The organism is Terrabacter koreensis (assembly GCF_054783315.1).
This window is the reverse complement of the sequence record NZ_BAAGQU010000002.1, coordinates 305,626-320,593: the sequence shown is the minus strand read 5'-3', so window position 1 is coordinate 320,593 and position 14,968 is coordinate 305,626. Positions and strand designations below refer to the sequence as shown.

14 protein-coding genes are annotated in these 14,968 nt (G+C 73.2%); 9 read left to right on the top strand and 5 right to left on the bottom strand.

The genetic code is table 11. The annotated features are described in order from the left end of the window. The first annotated feature begins 79 nt into the window (after window positions 1-79). Window positions 80-778, top strand: coding sequence for a transcriptional repressor LexA (gene lexA / locus ACYVNR_RS01885; RefSeq protein WP_045190035.1), 699 nt, complete (start codon window positions 80-82; stop codon window positions 776-778). Between the two features lie 61 nt (window positions 779-839). Then, window positions 840-1,766 carry a hypothetical protein gene (locus ACYVNR_RS01880; protein WP_461046175.1) on the top strand — a complete coding sequence of 309 codons (927 nt, stop codon included), beginning with the start codon at window positions 840-842 and terminating at the stop codon, window positions 1,764-1,766. Between the two features lie 31 nt (window positions 1,767-1,797). Here the strand turns inward: ACYVNR_RS01880 and ACYVNR_RS01875 are convergent, their stop codons facing one another. Continuing rightward, a complete protein-coding gene (locus tag ACYVNR_RS01875) occupies window positions 1,798-2,754 on the bottom strand; it encodes a Sir2 family NAD-dependent protein deacetylase (RefSeq protein WP_082080826.1) in 957 nt (318 codons plus the stop codon). Window positions 2,755-2,837: 83 nt separating this feature from the next. Between ACYVNR_RS01875 and ACYVNR_RS01870 the strand changes: the two genes are divergently transcribed. The 5 genes from ACYVNR_RS01870 (at window position 2,838) to ACYVNR_RS01850 (ending at window position 8,191) form a co-directional block, all read left to right on the top strand. Continuing rightward, on the top strand, window positions 2,838-3,785 hold the full coding sequence (locus tag ACYVNR_RS01870; protein ID WP_045190038.1) for a LysR family transcriptional regulator: 948 nt from the start codon (window positions 2,838-2,840) through the stop codon (window positions 3,783-3,785). A 66-nt stretch (window positions 3,786-3,851) separates the two neighbouring features. Continuing rightward, on the top strand, window positions 3,852-5,375 hold the full coding sequence (locus tag ACYVNR_RS01865; RefSeq protein ID WP_461046173.1) for a gamma-glutamyltransferase: 1,524 nt from the start codon (window positions 3,852-3,854) through the stop codon (window positions 5,373-5,375). Window positions 5,376-5,502: 127 nt separating this feature from the next. Beyond that, complete coding sequence (locus ACYVNR_RS01860) at window positions 5,503-6,837, top strand: class I SAM-dependent methyltransferase (protein ID WP_461046171.1); 1,335 nt, start codon at window positions 5,503-5,505, stop codon at window positions 6,835-6,837. Between the two features lie 4 nt (window positions 6,838-6,841). Beyond that, window positions 6,842-7,630, top strand: coding sequence for a DUF1295 domain-containing protein (locus ACYVNR_RS01855; protein ID WP_461046169.1), 789 nt, complete (start codon window positions 6,842-6,844; stop codon window positions 7,628-7,630). A gap of 66 nt (window positions 7,631-7,696) precedes the next feature. Further along, a complete protein-coding gene (locus ACYVNR_RS01850) occupies window positions 7,697-8,191 on the top strand; it encodes a cupin domain-containing protein (protein ID WP_458800878.1) in 495 nt (164 codons plus the stop codon). 10 nt (window positions 8,192-8,201) lie between these two features. On the opposite strand, the gene ACYVNR_RS01845 is transcribed toward ACYVNR_RS01850, so the two are convergent. Next, window positions 8,202-10,619 carry a ComEC/Rec2 family competence protein gene (locus ACYVNR_RS01845; protein WP_461046166.1) on the bottom strand — a complete coding sequence of 806 codons (2,418 nt, stop codon included), beginning with the start codon at window positions 10,617-10,619 and terminating at the stop codon, window positions 8,202-8,204. Window positions 10,620-10,639: 20 nt separating this feature from the next. Continuing rightward, a complete protein-coding gene (locus ACYVNR_RS01840) occupies window positions 10,640-11,530 on the bottom strand; it encodes a helix-hairpin-helix domain-containing protein (RefSeq protein WP_461046164.1) in 891 nt (296 codons plus the stop codon). A 359-nt stretch (window positions 11,531-11,889) separates the two neighbouring features. Here ACYVNR_RS01840 and purU point away from each other — a divergent pair, with 359 nt between their 5' ends. Both purU and ACYVNR_RS01830 read left to right on the top strand, forming a co-directional pair. Further along, the gene (gene purU, locus ACYVNR_RS01835) at window positions 11,890-12,732 is read left to right on the top strand and encodes a formyltetrahydrofolate deformylase (RefSeq protein WP_045190043.1); all 843 of its coding nucleotides are present in this window, start codon (window positions 11,890-11,892) and stop codon (window positions 12,730-12,732) included. A gap of 59 nt (window positions 12,733-12,791) precedes the next feature. Further along, complete coding sequence (locus tag ACYVNR_RS01830) at window positions 12,792-13,346, top strand: hypothetical protein (RefSeq protein WP_461046162.1); 555 nt, start codon at window positions 12,792-12,794, stop codon at window positions 13,344-13,346. On the opposite strand, the gene ACYVNR_RS01825 is transcribed toward ACYVNR_RS01830, so the two are convergent. Together ACYVNR_RS01825 and ACYVNR_RS01820 are read right to left on the bottom strand one after the other, a co-directional pair. Beyond that, window positions 13,330-13,944, bottom strand: a complete 615-nt coding sequence (locus ACYVNR_RS01825; protein ID WP_461046160.1) for a glycerol-3-phosphate acyltransferase — start codon at window positions 13,942-13,944, stop codon at window positions 13,330-13,332. The two genes, ACYVNR_RS01830 and ACYVNR_RS01825, sit on opposite strands and share 17 nt — an antisense overlap. After that, window positions 13,941-14,840, bottom strand: coding sequence for a DegV family protein (locus ACYVNR_RS01820; RefSeq protein WP_461046158.1), 900 nt, complete (start codon window positions 14,838-14,840; stop codon window positions 13,941-13,943). Before ACYVNR_RS01820 ends, ACYVNR_RS01825 begins: the two co-directional genes overlap by 4 nt. Window positions 14,841-14,968 lie beyond the last annotated feature (128 nt).

Here is a 14,968-nt window from a genome sequence, read left to right as displayed (position 1 = left end):
ACTGGGTCCCGAGCGGTTTCCCGAGCCGCTTGCGACCCGCGTTCAGCAGACGGTCTGACGAGCCGACGAAGGGGACACCATGGGCGTGACCGAGCTTCCCGACCGCGAGACCGGCGACGGGCTGACCGTGCGTCAGCGGCGAGTGCTCGAGGTGATCCGCAACTCCGTCGACCGCCGGGGCTACCCGCCGAGCATGCGCGAGATCGGCGACGCCGTCGGCCTCGCAAGCCCCTCGAGCGTCTCCCACCAGCTCAACGCCCTCGTGACCAAGGGCTACCTGCGACGTGACCCCAACCGGCCGCGCGCCCTCGAGATCGTCTCGCCCGACGCGACGGCGGAGGAGGTCGGCAGCCGCAGCGGCACCCATTACGACACCGAGACCGACTCGGGCGACGCCCGCCCCGAGGCCTCCTACGTCCCCGTCCTCGGGCAGATCGCCGCCGGCGTCCCGATCACGGCCGAGGAGGTCGTCGAGGACGTCTTCCCGCTGCCCAAGCAGCTCGTCGGCGAGGGCGACCTCTTCCTGCTCAAGGTCAACGGCGACTCCATGGTCGACGCGGCGATCTGCGACGGCGACTGGGTCGTCGTGCGCCAGCAGCAGCACGCCGAGAACGGCGACGTCGTCGCGGCGATGCTCGACAACGAGGCCACGGTGAAGACCTTCAAGCGCGTCGACGGCCATGTCTGGCTCATGCCGCACAACGAGGACTTCTCCCCCATCGACGGTGACCACGCGACGATCCTGGGCAAGGTCACCGCCGTCCTGCGCCGCATCTGACGGGCCGCCGGGGCTGCGTCCGACAGGCGCATCGCCCCGGCCCACGCCAGACTCTGGAGACGTGAGTCCTGCAGAGGAGACCACCATGGCCGCCGGGCGCACCCGCGACGTCGTCTACACCTACCGTTACCTGCGTGGCGCGATGATCGCACTCCTGCTCATGCTGCTGCTCTCGGTCGGCTACCAGTGGTGGTGGGAGACCGACCACAGCTGCTGGCTCGGGTCGATCAGCGCGTACTACTACACGCCCGCGCGCACGGTCTTCGTCGGCTCCCTCTGTGCGCTCGGGGCCAGCCTCATCGCCTACAAGGGGCACTCGTCCGAGGAGGACGTATTGCTCAACTTCTCGGGCTTCATGGCGTTCGTCGTCGCCATGGTCCCGACGGTGCCCGACTTCAGCTGCGGACCCAACGCCTACACCCAGACGCCCGCCGAGATCGCGGCGGCGGTGCGCAACAACATCTGGTCGCTCGTCGTCGTCGCGGCCATCGGTGCCGTCATCGTGGCGGCCCTGAAGCGGGGCGCCATGGTGCGCGACGCGGCCGCGCGCCCCACCGCGCGCTCGGTGGTCGTGACCCTGGCCTGCGCCGGTGTCCTCCTCGTCGAGCTGGCCCTCTTCCTCGTCCTGCGCGACCGCTTCATCGCGCTGAGCCACGGCATCGCGGCGGCCACGATGGTGGCCGGCGTCATCGCCGTCATGGCGCTGAGCGCGCTGCGCACCGAGGAGCGGCACCGGGCCGTCGGTGACGACTCCGGTGGCGGTTACCGCCGCATCTACCTCGCCATCGCCGTCGCGCTCACGGCCGCCCTCGCCGCGACGGTCGTCGCGGCGCTGACCGTGACGGGCTTCGCCCACCTCGTCCTCGTCGCCGAGGTCATCGTCATCGTGCTCTTCGCGACGTACTGGGGCGTCCAGACGAAGGAGCTGTGGGACCTCGGTGAGGTCTCCGCCGACGAGGCTCGCGACGTCGGCGCCCGGGCGGAGTGACGGCCGCATCGACGGTCCTCCTGGGTCCAGGTCAGTGGCCGAGCGCCTTGCGCAGTGCGGTCAGCGTCTGGCCCAGCGGCGCGTGCAGCCGGATCGTCGCCTCCGCGTCGCCGCGAGTGGCCGACCGGGTCACGATGGCGACGGGGACGTCGCGCTGGTGGGCCCGCCGCACGAAGCGGTAGCCGCTCATCACCGACAACGACGACCCGAGGACCAGCACGGCCCCGGCCGCCTCGACGAGGCCGAAGACCCGCTCCACCAGGGTCTTGGGCACGGACTCGCCGAAGAAGACGACGTCGGGCTTGACGGTGTCGTTGCCGCAGACGAGGCACCGCGGAGCGTGGAAGGTCTCGACGAGCGCGTCCGCGAGCACGATGTCGCCGTCGGGCCGCACCTGCTCGCCCCACTGCGAGCCCACCGAGGCAGCCGCCTCGGCGAAGCGGGCCATGAAGCCGGGGTTGGCCTCGGTCATCCTCTCGTGCAAGCCGATTCGCGACGTGTACTCACCACAGGTGAGACAGACCGCGCGCTCGAGCGAGCCGTGCAGCTCGACGACGTCCGTCGCTCCTGCCGCCTGGTGCAGACCGTCGACGTTCTGGGTGATCACCGGACCGACGTAGCCCGCGCGCTGCAGGTCGGTGACGACGCGATGGCCCTCGTTGGGCGACGCGGCGTTGAACCGCTGCCACCCGATGTAGCTGCGGGCCCAGTAGCGGCGCCGGGCGTCGCTGCTACCGGCGAACTCGCCATAGGTCATCGGCTCGACCCGTCGGGTCCCGTCGGGCCCGCGGTAGTCGGGGATGCCCGACTCGGTGGAGAGGCCCGCCCCGCTCAGCACCGCGACGCCCCCGCCGCTCACGAGATCGACGAGGTCGTCCAACGTGCCGAGGTCGTGCGTCTCGAGCGGCAGCGTGCGCGACGTCGAGAGGCGTGTCGTCGCGCCGGCGCTGCCGGTGGGGCGAGGAGGTATGCCGGTCGGCTGGTGCACCCGGTCAGCCTACGTCTCCGAGCCGGCGTCACCCGAGCGTGCAGAAGTGACGGAAAACCATAATCACCGGTTATGATCGGTCCATGATCGATGCTGCGGGCCTACGGGTCATGAAGGCCATCGCCGACGAGGGAAGCTTCACGAGCGCCGCCAACGCCCTCGGCTTCACCCAGCCGGCCATCTCGCAGATGGTGCGACGTCTGGAGCAGCGCACCGGCACGGTGCTCGTCGAGCGCTACGGCCGGCAGGTCCGGCTCACGGAGGCCGGCCAGGTGCTGGCGCGTCACGCCGTGGGGGTCCTCGCCGCCCTCGACGCGGCCGAGGAGGAGATCACCGCGATCGCCGGCCTGCGCGCCGGTCGCGTGCGCCTCCAGGCGTTCCCCAGCTCGTCCGCCACGCTCGTGCCGCGAACCCTCGCGATCCTCAAGTCCAAGCACCCCGACATCACGGTGACCTTCACCGAGGCCGAGCCGCCCGAGTCGCTGGCCGCCCTGCGCAACGGCGACTGCGACGTCGCCGTCGCCTTCGCCTACGAGGGGGGCGACCTCGGCGAGCTCGAGGAGGACCTCTCGCTCCTCGTGACCCGCCGCCTCATGGACGACGAGGTGCGCCTCGTCGTGCCCGGCTCGCACCCCCACGCGGGCGACGCGGCCGCGGTGCTCACCGACTTCTCCGGCGACGAGTGGATCGCCGGCTGTCCGCGGTGCCGGGGCCACCTGCTCTCGCTCGCCGACACCGCCGGCTTCCGGCCGAACGTCGCCTTCGAGACCGAGGACTACGTCGCCCAGCTCGGCCTCGTCACGGCCGGCCTCGGGGTGGCCCTCGTGCCCGACCTCATTCTCAACGCGGCCAAGCACGACGACGTCGCGACCCTGCCCCTGTCGCCGGCCTCGCGACGACAGATCCTCGCGGTGACGACCCCCGACCTGCAGCGCGTGCCTGCCGTGGCCGCGGCGCTCGACGCCCTGTGCGAGGCCGCCGGCGCCGACCCCGCGACCTCCACCGCCGAGCTCGTGGGTGCGAAGGCCTGACCCTCCGGACACTCCCGCCGGTCACGACGCCGCGCCAGACGTCGTCGTGACCGGCAGAATGCGGTCATGACACGGGTCGCTCTCGCTGCCACCGGTCCCGCACCCCTCGAGGCAGGCCTCGAGGCGGCGGCCGACGGCGGCAACGCGGTCGACGCCGCCATCGCAGCGGCGCTCAGCGCGATGAGCACCGAGCCCGGTGTCGTGAGCCTGATGGGCGGCGCCTACGTCAACGTGTGGCCCGCCGGCGCCGACCCCGTCGTCGTCGACGGCAACGTCGAGATGCCGGGCCGTGGCCTCGACGCGTCGGCCTTCGGGCACGGCGTCCGCGAGGTGCGCACCGACTACGGCGGTGGCGTGACCATCGGCGCCGGACACGGCTCGGTCGCGAACTCCGGTGCCCTGCAGGCGCTCTCGCTCGCTCGCGACACGTTCGCCGTGCTGCCGTGGCGACGGCTCGTCGAGCCGTCCGCGCGCGCCTGCCGCGAGGGCTACCGCATCGGCGCCGCTGCCGCCCTCTACCTCGGCATCGTGCGCGACACCCTCTTCGGCGACGACGCCGAGGCCCACGCCCTCGTGACCGGCGCGGACGGCGGCGCCGTGCAGCCCGGCGAGACCTGCCTCAACGTCGACCTCGCCGACATCCTCGAGCTGCTCGCCGTGCAGGGGGTGTCCCTCTTCACGACCGGCGCCGTCAGTCGGGTGCTCGTGGACGACATGGCCGCGAACGGTGGGCTCGTCACGGCGGCCGACCTGACGGCATACGAGGCGGTGGTGCGCACCCCGACGATGCGGTCGGTGGGCACGTGGAGCGTCGCCCTCAACCCGCCTCCGTCGGTCGGCGGTCCGATGCTCGCCGCGATGCTCGGGCAGCTCGCCCGGCACGAGCACTGGACCTGGCCCGAGGTCATCGACATCCAGCGCCACGTGCTCGCGTACCGCCTCTCGGTGCACGACCGCTCGCGCGACCTCGACGCGGACGGTCACGCCCTGCTCGAGTCGATCGAGCGCCACGGCCTCGCCGGTCTGCCGACCTCGGCGTCCACCGCCCACGTGTCCGCGGTCGACGAGCACGGAAACGCCTGTGCCATCACCATGTCCGCCGGCTACGGCGCCGGCATGGTGATCCCCGGCACGGGCATCCTGCTCAACAACGCACTGGGCGAGCCCGAGCTCAACCGGCTGGGTCTGCACGCGGTGCCTCCCGGCACACGACTCGCGTCGAACATGGCCCCGACGACTGCGCGGAGCGCCGTCGGGGCCGCTCTGGCGGTCGGCTCCCCCGGCGCCGACCGCATCACGACGGCGCTGATGCAGGTGCTGGGTCGCAGCCTGCTCCTGGGCGACGACCTCCAGCACGCCATCGACGCCCCTCGGCTGCACGTGCGCTTCCTCGAGGACGGTTCGCCGCGGGTCGAGCACGAGCCCTCCGAGGAGATCGCCGCCGCTGTCACGGCCCAGGGGCTGCCCGCGCACCGCTACCCGGGCCCGCACATGTACTTCGGCGGCGTCGGCGCGGCCCTCCTCGGAGCGGGCGGGCTCGTCGCGGCGGGCGACGCGCGGCGCGAGGCCGCCGTGGGGGTATCTCCTTGACGGACCTTGCCGGCGCGCAGGATCGCCCGCCGGCACCGGGCACCCGCCTTCTTCGCGAACGCCACCCATCCGACGAGCAGCCCGCGCCGAACCCTTGTGCGTCGACCCCTACGAGAGGCCTTCTTCGATGACCATGACCGACGACCGCCCCGACGCCGGCTCCTCCACCTCGGCAGCGCTGACCCGTCCTCGGCCCGACTCTGTCGCCGCCCGGGTGGCGGCCGTCGTCTCCCCCCTCTTCGGGGGGCGGCTGCCGGTGCGCCTCAGGGCGTGGGACGGCAGCGTCACGGGGCCTGTCGACGCACCGACGGTCGTGCTGCGCGACCCCGCCGCCCTGCGGCGTCTCGTGCGCCACCCCGGCGAGCTCGGCCTGGCCCAGGCGTACGTCACCGGCGAGCTCGACGTGGACGGTGACCTGCTCGACGGCTTCCGCCGGGTGTGGTCCACGGCCCGCACGCTGGCCGACGGACGCCCGTCCCCCACAACGCTCGCATCGGTCGCCCGGACCGGCATCAGGACGGCGCTCGACCTGGGCGTGGTCGGCCTGCCGCCGGAGCCCCCGGCGTCGCAGGCGCGGCTGCGAGGACGGCTGCACACCAAGTCCCGCGACCGCAGCGCCATCGAGCACCACTACAACCTCTCCAACGAGTTCTACGCGCTCATCCTCGACCCGCATATGGCGTACTCCTGCGGGTACTGGACCAGCACCGAACCCGGCTACACCGTCGAGGACGCCCAGCGCGACAAGCTCGACCTCGTCTGCCGCAAGCTGGGCATAGAACCCGGGGGGCGCCACCTCGACATCGGCTGCGGCTGGGGCTCGCTCTCGCTGCACGCCGCCGAGAAGTTCGGCGCACAGGTCGTCGGCGTCACGATCTCGAGCGAGCAGAAGGCCTTCATCGACCAGCGCATCCGCGAGCGCGGGCTCGCGGACCGCGTCGAGATCCGCCTGCAGGACTACCGCGAGGTGCCCGACGGCCCGTTCGACACCGTCAGCTCCATCGAGATGGGCGAGCACGTCGGCCAGCGCAACTACCCGACGTTCACCCGGCAGATCGAGCGGCTGCTGCGCCCGGGCGGGCGCGCGCTGATCCAGCAGATGTCACGCACCACCCGACCGGGCGGGGGGCCGTTCATCGAGGCCTTCATCGCTCCTGACATGCACATGCGGCCCGTGGGCGAGACCGTCGACCTCATCGAGCAGGCCGGGCTCGAGGTCCGCGACGTGCACGCGCTGCGCGAGCACTACGTGTGGACCGTGAACGCCTGGTACGACACGTTCGAGGCCAACTGGGACAGCGTCGTCGACCTGGTCGGCGAGGAGGTCGCCCGCGTGTGGCGGCTCTACCTCGTCGGGGGCGCTCTCGCCTTCGAGGAGGGCCGGATGGGCGTCGACCAGATCCTCGCGGTCAAGCCCACCGCCGACGGCCGCAGCGGTATGCCGCCCGTCCGGGCCTGGTGACGCCGTGAGCTTTCTCGGGGTGGTGCTCTGGACGGCTCTCACGGTCGTCGTGGTGCTCGGCATCACGTTCGCGGTCGCACTGCGCGTCGGCAAGCAGGCGGTCATCGACGTGACGTGGGGGCTCGGGTTCGTCGCGATCGCGCTCACGGCGTTCCTCGTCACGGGCGGCCAGGGCGACCCGCTGCGCCGGTGGCTGGCGCTGCTGCTGACCGCGGCATGGGGGCTGCGGCTCGCCACGCACATCTACCTGCGCTCGCGCGGCAAGGGCGAGGACCCGCGCTACGAGGCGATGCTCGCGCGAGCGGACGGCAGCCCCAACGCGTACGCGCTCCTCCACATCTACCTGCCGCAGGGCCTCATCATGTGGTTCGTCTCGCTGCCCGTGCAGGTCGCCATGGTGGTGAGCGACGGTCTGTCGTGGGTGCTCTGGGTCGGCGTCGTCGTGTGGGCCGTCGGCTTCTTCTTCGAGTCTGTCGGCGACCTGCAGCTCACGCGCTTCCGCGACGAGCCGTCCAACAGGGGCAAGGTGCTCGACACCGGCCTGTGGCGCTACACGCGCCATCCCAACTACTTCGGTGACGCGTGCGTCTGGACGGGCCTCTTCCTCGTCGCGGCGAGCGCGTGGCCGGGTGTGCTGACCCTCCTGTCGCCCGCCGTCATGGTCTGGAACCTCTACGGCGGCACGGGAAAGAAGCTGTTGGAGAAGGACATCGGTGACCGACGGCCGGAGTATGCGGAGTATGTGCGCCGAACGAGCGGCTTCTTCCCGATGCCGCCGAAGCGGGCTCGCTGAGTCACAGCCGGGACCCTTCGCGGGCCGCCACCGCGAGCCGGCGCGCGTCTCGGCCATGATGGGCGCATGCGCCCGCCCCTTGCCGACCTCCTCGACCTGCAGCCACACCCTGAGGGCGGCTGGTACCGGCAGACGTGGGTCGCCCCCGAGACGGTGACCCTGCCGGACGGCCGGACGCGGGCCACCGCGACCCTCATCCACTTCCTGCTGCCTTCGGGCGAGTCGTCCGCGTGGCACCGGGTCGCCTCGGACGAGGTGTGGATCGCGCACACCGGTTCGGTGGTGCTCGAGCTCGGCGGCGCGGGCGCGGCTCCCGAGAAGACCGGGCAGTCGGTCGTCGGGCTCGACCTGGCGGGCGGCGAGGTGGCGCAGGCGGTCGTGCCTGCCGGCGTGTGGCAGCGCACCGTGCCCGGCGACGGGGATGCGCTGGTCAGTTGCCTCGTCTCCCCCGGCTTCGACTTCGAGGACTTCGAGCTCGTCGAGGACGCCGGTGTGCGTCGCGCCCCGGCAGGCCCGGAGGATGAGCCCCTCGACCCCGCGGAACCCACGAACCCTGCCTGAGCCCGCCCGGTCACCCCGACACGGCGGACACCTCCGTGCCGTCGGTGACGATGGCGACGTCACCCTCAGTGTCGGTGCGGTGAACGGCGAAGCCTCTCTGCTGCAGGGCGTTCATGAGAGCCGGTGCCGGGTGGCCGTAGTCGTTGCCCTCGCCGACGCTGATGACGGCCAGACGCCCCGCGACCTGGTCGAGGAGGCGGTCGTCGCGGTTGCTGGAGCCGTGGTGGGCCACCTTGAGCACGTCGATGCTCCCCCAGCGCCCCGGATCGAGCAGGGACTCGCGGTACACCTGCGCGGCGGCCTCGCGCTCGATGTCGCCCGCGAGCAGGACACTGACGCCGCGAACGTGCATCGTCAGCACCACCGAGCCGTTGTTGGGCACCGATCCGGCGTCGATGCGACGAGCCGGCCACCAGACCTCGGCTCTCACACCGCCGACGGTGAGCGACTGCCCTGCCCGCAGCTCCCCGAGCGGCGTGTGGTGTGCGGCGGCCAGCTGCGCGACGCGCCGTGCCTCTGCCGGCGGGTCAAGCACGGGTGAGGCGCGGATCTCGGCGACCGGACGCTCGAGAACCGCGGCGAGCCCGCCCACGTGGTCCGTGTGGTAGTGGGTGAGCACGACGAGGTCGACGACCTCGGCACCGATGCGGTCGAGGCACTGGCGCATGGGCTCGGGGTCCGGACCGGCGTCGATGACGACCACGTGTCCGCCGCCGCTGTCGGCGACCAGCCCGTCGCCCTGCCCGACGTCACAGGCGATGAGCACCCAGCCCGGAGGCGGCCACGAGATCGACGTCGTCGGAGCCGCCATCCCGGCGGTCAGGACCACCACGGCGACCGCGACGGTCGGGCGGTGCCGCGTACGGTGCCAGGCCCACGGCGCGAGTGCGACGGCCACCACGGTGATGACGCCGAGCAGGACCGCCGCACCCGCCGAGTCGCCCCACGTGATGCTCCCCAACGGCAGCCCGGAGCACCAACGCGCAACGCCGGCGATGGCCTGCGCGGGCACGGCCGCGCCCCACGCCAGCCAGGCGGCTCCGGTCGTCCACACCACCGACACGATGGCCACGGCCACCCCGACGAGCGTCGTGGGCGCCACGAAGGGTGCCGCGAGCAGGTTCGCGAGCACCGCGACGACCGAGACGCTGCCCTGGAGCGGCACGACGACCGGCGCGCACACGGCCTGCGCGGCCACCGGGATGGCGAGGACCGGCCCGAGCGGTTTGAGCGGGCCGGGCAGCGCGCGCGCGAGCGCGCTCCCCCAGGAGGGTGCGAGGACGAGCAGGCCCAGCGTCGCCAGGCTCGACAGGGCGAAGCCGTACGAGCGGGAGAGCCACGGGTCCCACACGAGCAGCACCACGAGGGCGCCGGCGAGCGCCGGGACGCCGGCGCGACGCCTCGAGCTCGACAGCGCCAGCAGGCCCACGAGACCCATGACGGCTGCGCGCACGACGCTCGGCTCGGGCCGTGCGAGCACGACGAACCCGAGCAGCGCCACGACCGCGACCGGCGGACGCCAGCGCCGTCGCACCCCGACGAGGCCGCACACCCACATCACGCCGGCCAGCACGAAGGTGACGTTGCTGCCCGAGACCGCGCTCAGGTGCGACAGCCCGGTGTCGAGCATCGCGGTCGTCAGGTCGGATGGGGTGTGCGAGGTGTCGCCCACGACGAGCGCCGGCACGAGCCCGCGCGCGTCTGCCCACAGGGAATCGGTGGCAGCCCGGAACCGCTCCCGCACGACGTCGGCCGCCGCGAAGACGCCGCCGGCGTGCGCGACCACCGCCACCGGCCCCTTGGGAGCCGCCACGGCCACGACGTCGTCGCCCGGCTCGGCCGCCTGCAGTCGCGCGACGACCTCGATCTCGTCGTGCCAACGCAGGCCCGACCAGGCCGGGCCGCCGCCGATCACGAGGACCGGCGACGCCACCGCAGTGACGTGCCCACGGCCGCGGACCTCGGAGACGTCCAGACGCACGACGCTGAGGACGGGCCGACCGTCGCCCGACCCTCCCGCTCCACGGTCGGTGCGCACCGGACGCGGCTCCGCGGCCACCGTCGCGTGCAGCGTCACGACGGCCCGTTCGGCTGCCAGCGCGCCGAGGGGTCCCGCGGACGCGACGGCGCGGTGCCCGGCAGCGGCGCCCAGCAGGAGTGCCAGCACGGCGCCCGTCACCGCCCAGCCGCGCAGCGTCCTGCGGCGCCGGGCGAGGACCGCGACGGTGCCGGCCCCGACGGCGGCCAGGGCCACGAACCGGGGCGACGCGACGAGCCCCCAGAAGGCGACGACCGGCCAGGCCACGAGCACCGGCACGAGCAGCCGCAGGTCAAGGGCGCGGGCGGACCGCGGTCGCACCCGGCGCACGGTCGGACGGCCGGTCAGCACGACGAGCGACGGCCCTCGCGGCCGCTGCTCCCTCGCCACGCGGCGGCTCCGCTCCTCCGTCACAGCGTGACCAGCGGCCGGAGCCGCGCCAGCAGCTTGTCGCCGATGCCGCTGACCTCGCCCAGCTCGTCGACCGACGTGAAGCGACCGTGCTCGGCGCGCCAGTCGATGATCCGCTGGGCCAGCACCGGGCCGACACCCGGCAGCGCGTCGAGGCCGGCGGTGTCAGCCGCGTTGAGGCTCACGGAAGCCCCGGAGGACGCTCCTGCGCCTCCGCCGGTCGCGGATCCAGCACGTCCGCCCCCGGAGCCGGCACCCGTGCCGGTGGCCGCCGACTCACCGGGGCGAGGCACCCGGATCTGCTCCCCGTCCGTGACCGGGCGAGCCAGGTTGAGGGCGCTCAGGTCGGCGCCCGCCCGCGCCCCACCTGCCTGCTTGATCGCGTCGGCCACCCGGGCGCCTGCCCTCAGGCGCACGAGCCCCGGGCGCAGGACCTGACCCACGACGTGGACGACGATCTCGGCGCTCGCGGTTGAGCCTGCGGCACCGGCACCGGCACCGGCACCGGCACCGGCACCCGCACCCGGAGCCCCCGTCACCGCTCCGGTGGACGGGACCGTGGCCGCAGCGGCGGTGCCGCCGACGACCTGGACCGACCGGGACGGACCGGGCGCCACCTCCGGCACCGCGGACCGCTCGGCCCAGAGCACGCGCACCACGAAGGCGCAGCCCCCCGCGACGACCAGCGCCAGCAGCGAGACGAGCGCCGCGCTGCTGACCGCCCGCCGCCCCGACCGCAGCTCGTCGGGAACCGTCAGCAACCCGGGTCTCCGCGCCCGGCGCAGGTCGGCGTCGAGACGTGACACCTCGTCGTCGGTCGCCCGCGCCGTGAGGCGGCGGACGGCCTCCCCCACCGCCTTCGCCGACCCGGAGCCGGAGCGCGTCGCCACGGACGTGGCTTCGGTACCACCCGGAGGACGGGGCACCCAGCCAGTGTCGACATCGGGTCGCTCCCGCCCAGCGGGAGCATCCGGGTCGAGTCCGCCGACCGGCTCCCGCAACCCGGCGCCCTCGTCCCTGCCGTGACGACCGGCCCCGAGGACCCGGGCGGCGCGCTCGAGGTCAGGCGGTCGCTGGGAGGGGCGGAACGGCATACGTCGACGGTAGGAAGCCCACCACCCCGACGACCCGACCCACCAGGCCGCTGGGGACAACGCCGACAGCGGCCGAGGGGGTGTGGACGGCCACAGCCCGAGACACCCCGCGCGTCGATTCACGCCTGCGCCGCCCGCTGGGCCAGAATCTCCGAATGGCCCGCCACATCATGACCCTCACCTGCGACGACCGACCCGGCATCGTGGCGGCTGTCTCCGGAGCGCTCCTGCAGGTCGAGGCGAACATCGTCGAGAACCAGCAGTACTCCGACGAGGACACCGACCTCTTCTTCATGCGCACCGTCTTCGACGCCTCGGCCGCCGACGTCGAGCAGGTGCTCGAGGCGATCCGCGAGAGCCCCGCCATCGCCCACCAGCACCTCGCCGTGCGGCCCGAGGACGAGCACTGCCGCACCATCATCCTCGTCAGCAAGTTCGACCACTGCCTGCTCGACCTGCTCTACCGCTGGAAGTCCGGCGACCTGCCCATCGACATCGTCGGCGTCGTCTCGAACCACGAGGACTGCCGCGCACTCGTCGAGTACTACGGCCTGCCGTTCACGGTCATCCCCGTGACGCCCGAGACGAAGGCGGACGCCGAGGCCGAGCTGCTGCGCATGGTCGACGCGAACGACGTCGGCCTCGTCGTGCTCGCCCGCTACATGCAGATCCTCAGTGACTCGCTGTGCCGCGCGCTCGAGGGCCGGGCGATCAACATCCACCACTCGTTCCTGCCCGGCTTCAAGGGCGCAAAGCCCTACCACCAGGCGCACGACCGGGGCGTCAAGCTCATCGGTGCCTCCGCGCACTACGTCACGGCCGACCTCGACGAGGGCCCGATCATCGAGCAGGACGTCGTGCGCGTGACGCACGCCGAGACGCCCTCGCGGCTCGTCGCGCTCGGGCGCGACGTCGAGCGGCGGGTGCTGTCGCGCGCGGTGCGCGACCACGCCGAGTCGCGCGTCTTCCTCTCTGGCCGACGCACCATCGTCTTCTGACCCACCGGGGCGTATGCCGTCGGGCGGGGGCGCGTGGCCCGCACCGGTAGCGTGCGGGCATGAGCGACAGGCAGTTCGTCGTCGGGCGCCCCCACTTCGGGCGCTTCACCCGCACGCCGGAGGAGAATGCGCAGGCCCTGACCGAGGCCCGCGACGCGCTCACGGCGGCCGTCGCCGCAGACCTCACGGAGCCCGGGGCTCCCGACCTGCTGGACGCCACGGTCGACCTGGCCGAGGCGCTCACCGTCGCCGGCCACGAGCGCGAGGCGGTCGCCCTGGCCGGACCCGCCGTGCAGCTCGCCCGCGACGCCGGCCGCGCCGAGAGCCTCGGCTGGGCCCTGCTCGCGCTCGCCACGGCCGAGCACTACGCCGGCCTCGCCGCCGAGTCCGAGCCCCACTTCGAGGAGGCGCTGGCCGCGGCGCGCACCGGCGCGGACCGCGAGCTCGAGCACTACGCGCTGCACCACCTCGGCCGGTTCCTCGTGGACGAGGGGCGCACCGACGACGCGGTCGAGGCGTTCACCGCGTCTCTGGCCATCCGCGAGCAGCTCGGCGAGCCGAGGGCGGCCAGCACCCGGGCCGCTCTCGGGGCGCTCCTCAGGTCTCGTCGGTGAGGTGCCGCTGACGCCACCAGCCGACGACGTTGTTCTTGTGGCGGGCGAGCACGACCAGCCCGATCGCCGTGAGCCACAGCCCGGTCCAGATGTCACCGGGCGCGTGCCCGGTCCAGATGACGACGGCGACCGCGAGCATCGCGAGCGACCCGAAGATCGACCCCGCCGCCACCCAGCGCGTCAGGGCGACACCGACGCCGAAGACCACGACCACGACGAGCGCGACCCACGGGTGCACGCCCAGCAGGGCGCCGAGCGTCGTGGCGACGCCCTTGCCACCCCGTCCCTTGAGGTAGGGCGACCAGATGTGGCCGAGCACGGCGGCGATGCCGGCGGCGTACGCGGCCTGCGCCCCACCGAACCAGTGACCGGCGACGAACGCCGGCACGAGGCCCTTGAGCACGTCGAGCACGCCGACGACGACACCCCACTTGCGCCCCAGCACGCGGCCGGCGTTCGTGGCCCCCGGGTTGCCGGAGCCGGACGAGGCGAGGTCCTTGCCGAGGAGCCGCGCGATCATCGTCGCCGGGTTGAACGAGCCGACGAGGAAGGCCACGACGACCACCCCGGCCCAAGCGAGCACGGTGCCGGCGCTCACGACCCGGCGTGCCCGTCAGCAGTGACGCTCTGCTCGGGCAGGGCCTCGCCCGGCCGCGGCGACACGGCGATGGCCACCGTACCGGGCCCCACGTGCGCCCCCACGACCGCACCGAGCTCGACGACGACGACCTTCGGTGAGCCCGGCACCAGCTCGCGCAGCTCCGCGGCGATCTGGTCGGCTCGCGCTGCGGCGTCGAGGTGGTGCACCGCGATGTCGGCGACGGTGCCGCCCTTCTCGACGTGCTCGACGACCATGGCCTCGATGCGGGCGACGGCCCGCGACGAGGTGCGCACCTTCTCCACAGGGACGATGCGGCCACCGCGCACGGCGAGGATCGGCTTGATCGAGAGGGCCGACCCGAGCAGCGCCGAGGCGGCACCGATGCGCCCGCCCCGTCGCAGGTGCTCTAGCGTGTCGACGTAGAAGAGCACGCCGGACGGCTTCAGCCGCGTGTTGATCACCTCGAGAACCGTTGGCACGTCGGCTCCTTCGGCTGCAGCCTCTGCCGCCGCGATGACTGCGTAACCCATCGCCATGCCGATCGTCTCGCTGTCGACGACCTCGACGGGGACGGGTGCCTCGGCCGCAGCGAGCCGGGCGGCCTCGACGGTGCCCGACATCTGCGACGACAGGTGGACCGAGACGATGGCGGTCGCGCCGTCGTCGGCAAGCCGCTGGTAGGTCTCGGCGAAGACCTGCGGGGTCGGCCGCGAGGTCGTGACGATCGTGTAGTCGCGCAGCGCTGCCGCGACCTGCTGGGCCGTGATGTCACGCCCCTCGACGTGGTCGCGGCCGCCCACGACGACGTGCAGCGGCACGACCTCGATGTCGTGCTGCTCGATGGCGTCAGGGGGCAGGTATGCCGTCGAGTCGGTGACGATGCGCGTGGTCACGGCGCGCTCCTTCCGCGGGTCGGCCCGTTGGCTGGTCCCAACCTAGCGGCGCCGCTCCCGCGCACGCGGCAGCCCGCGCCTCGTCGGGCCTCGATCGAGAGAGCCGTCGATCGAGAGAACGCTCCGTT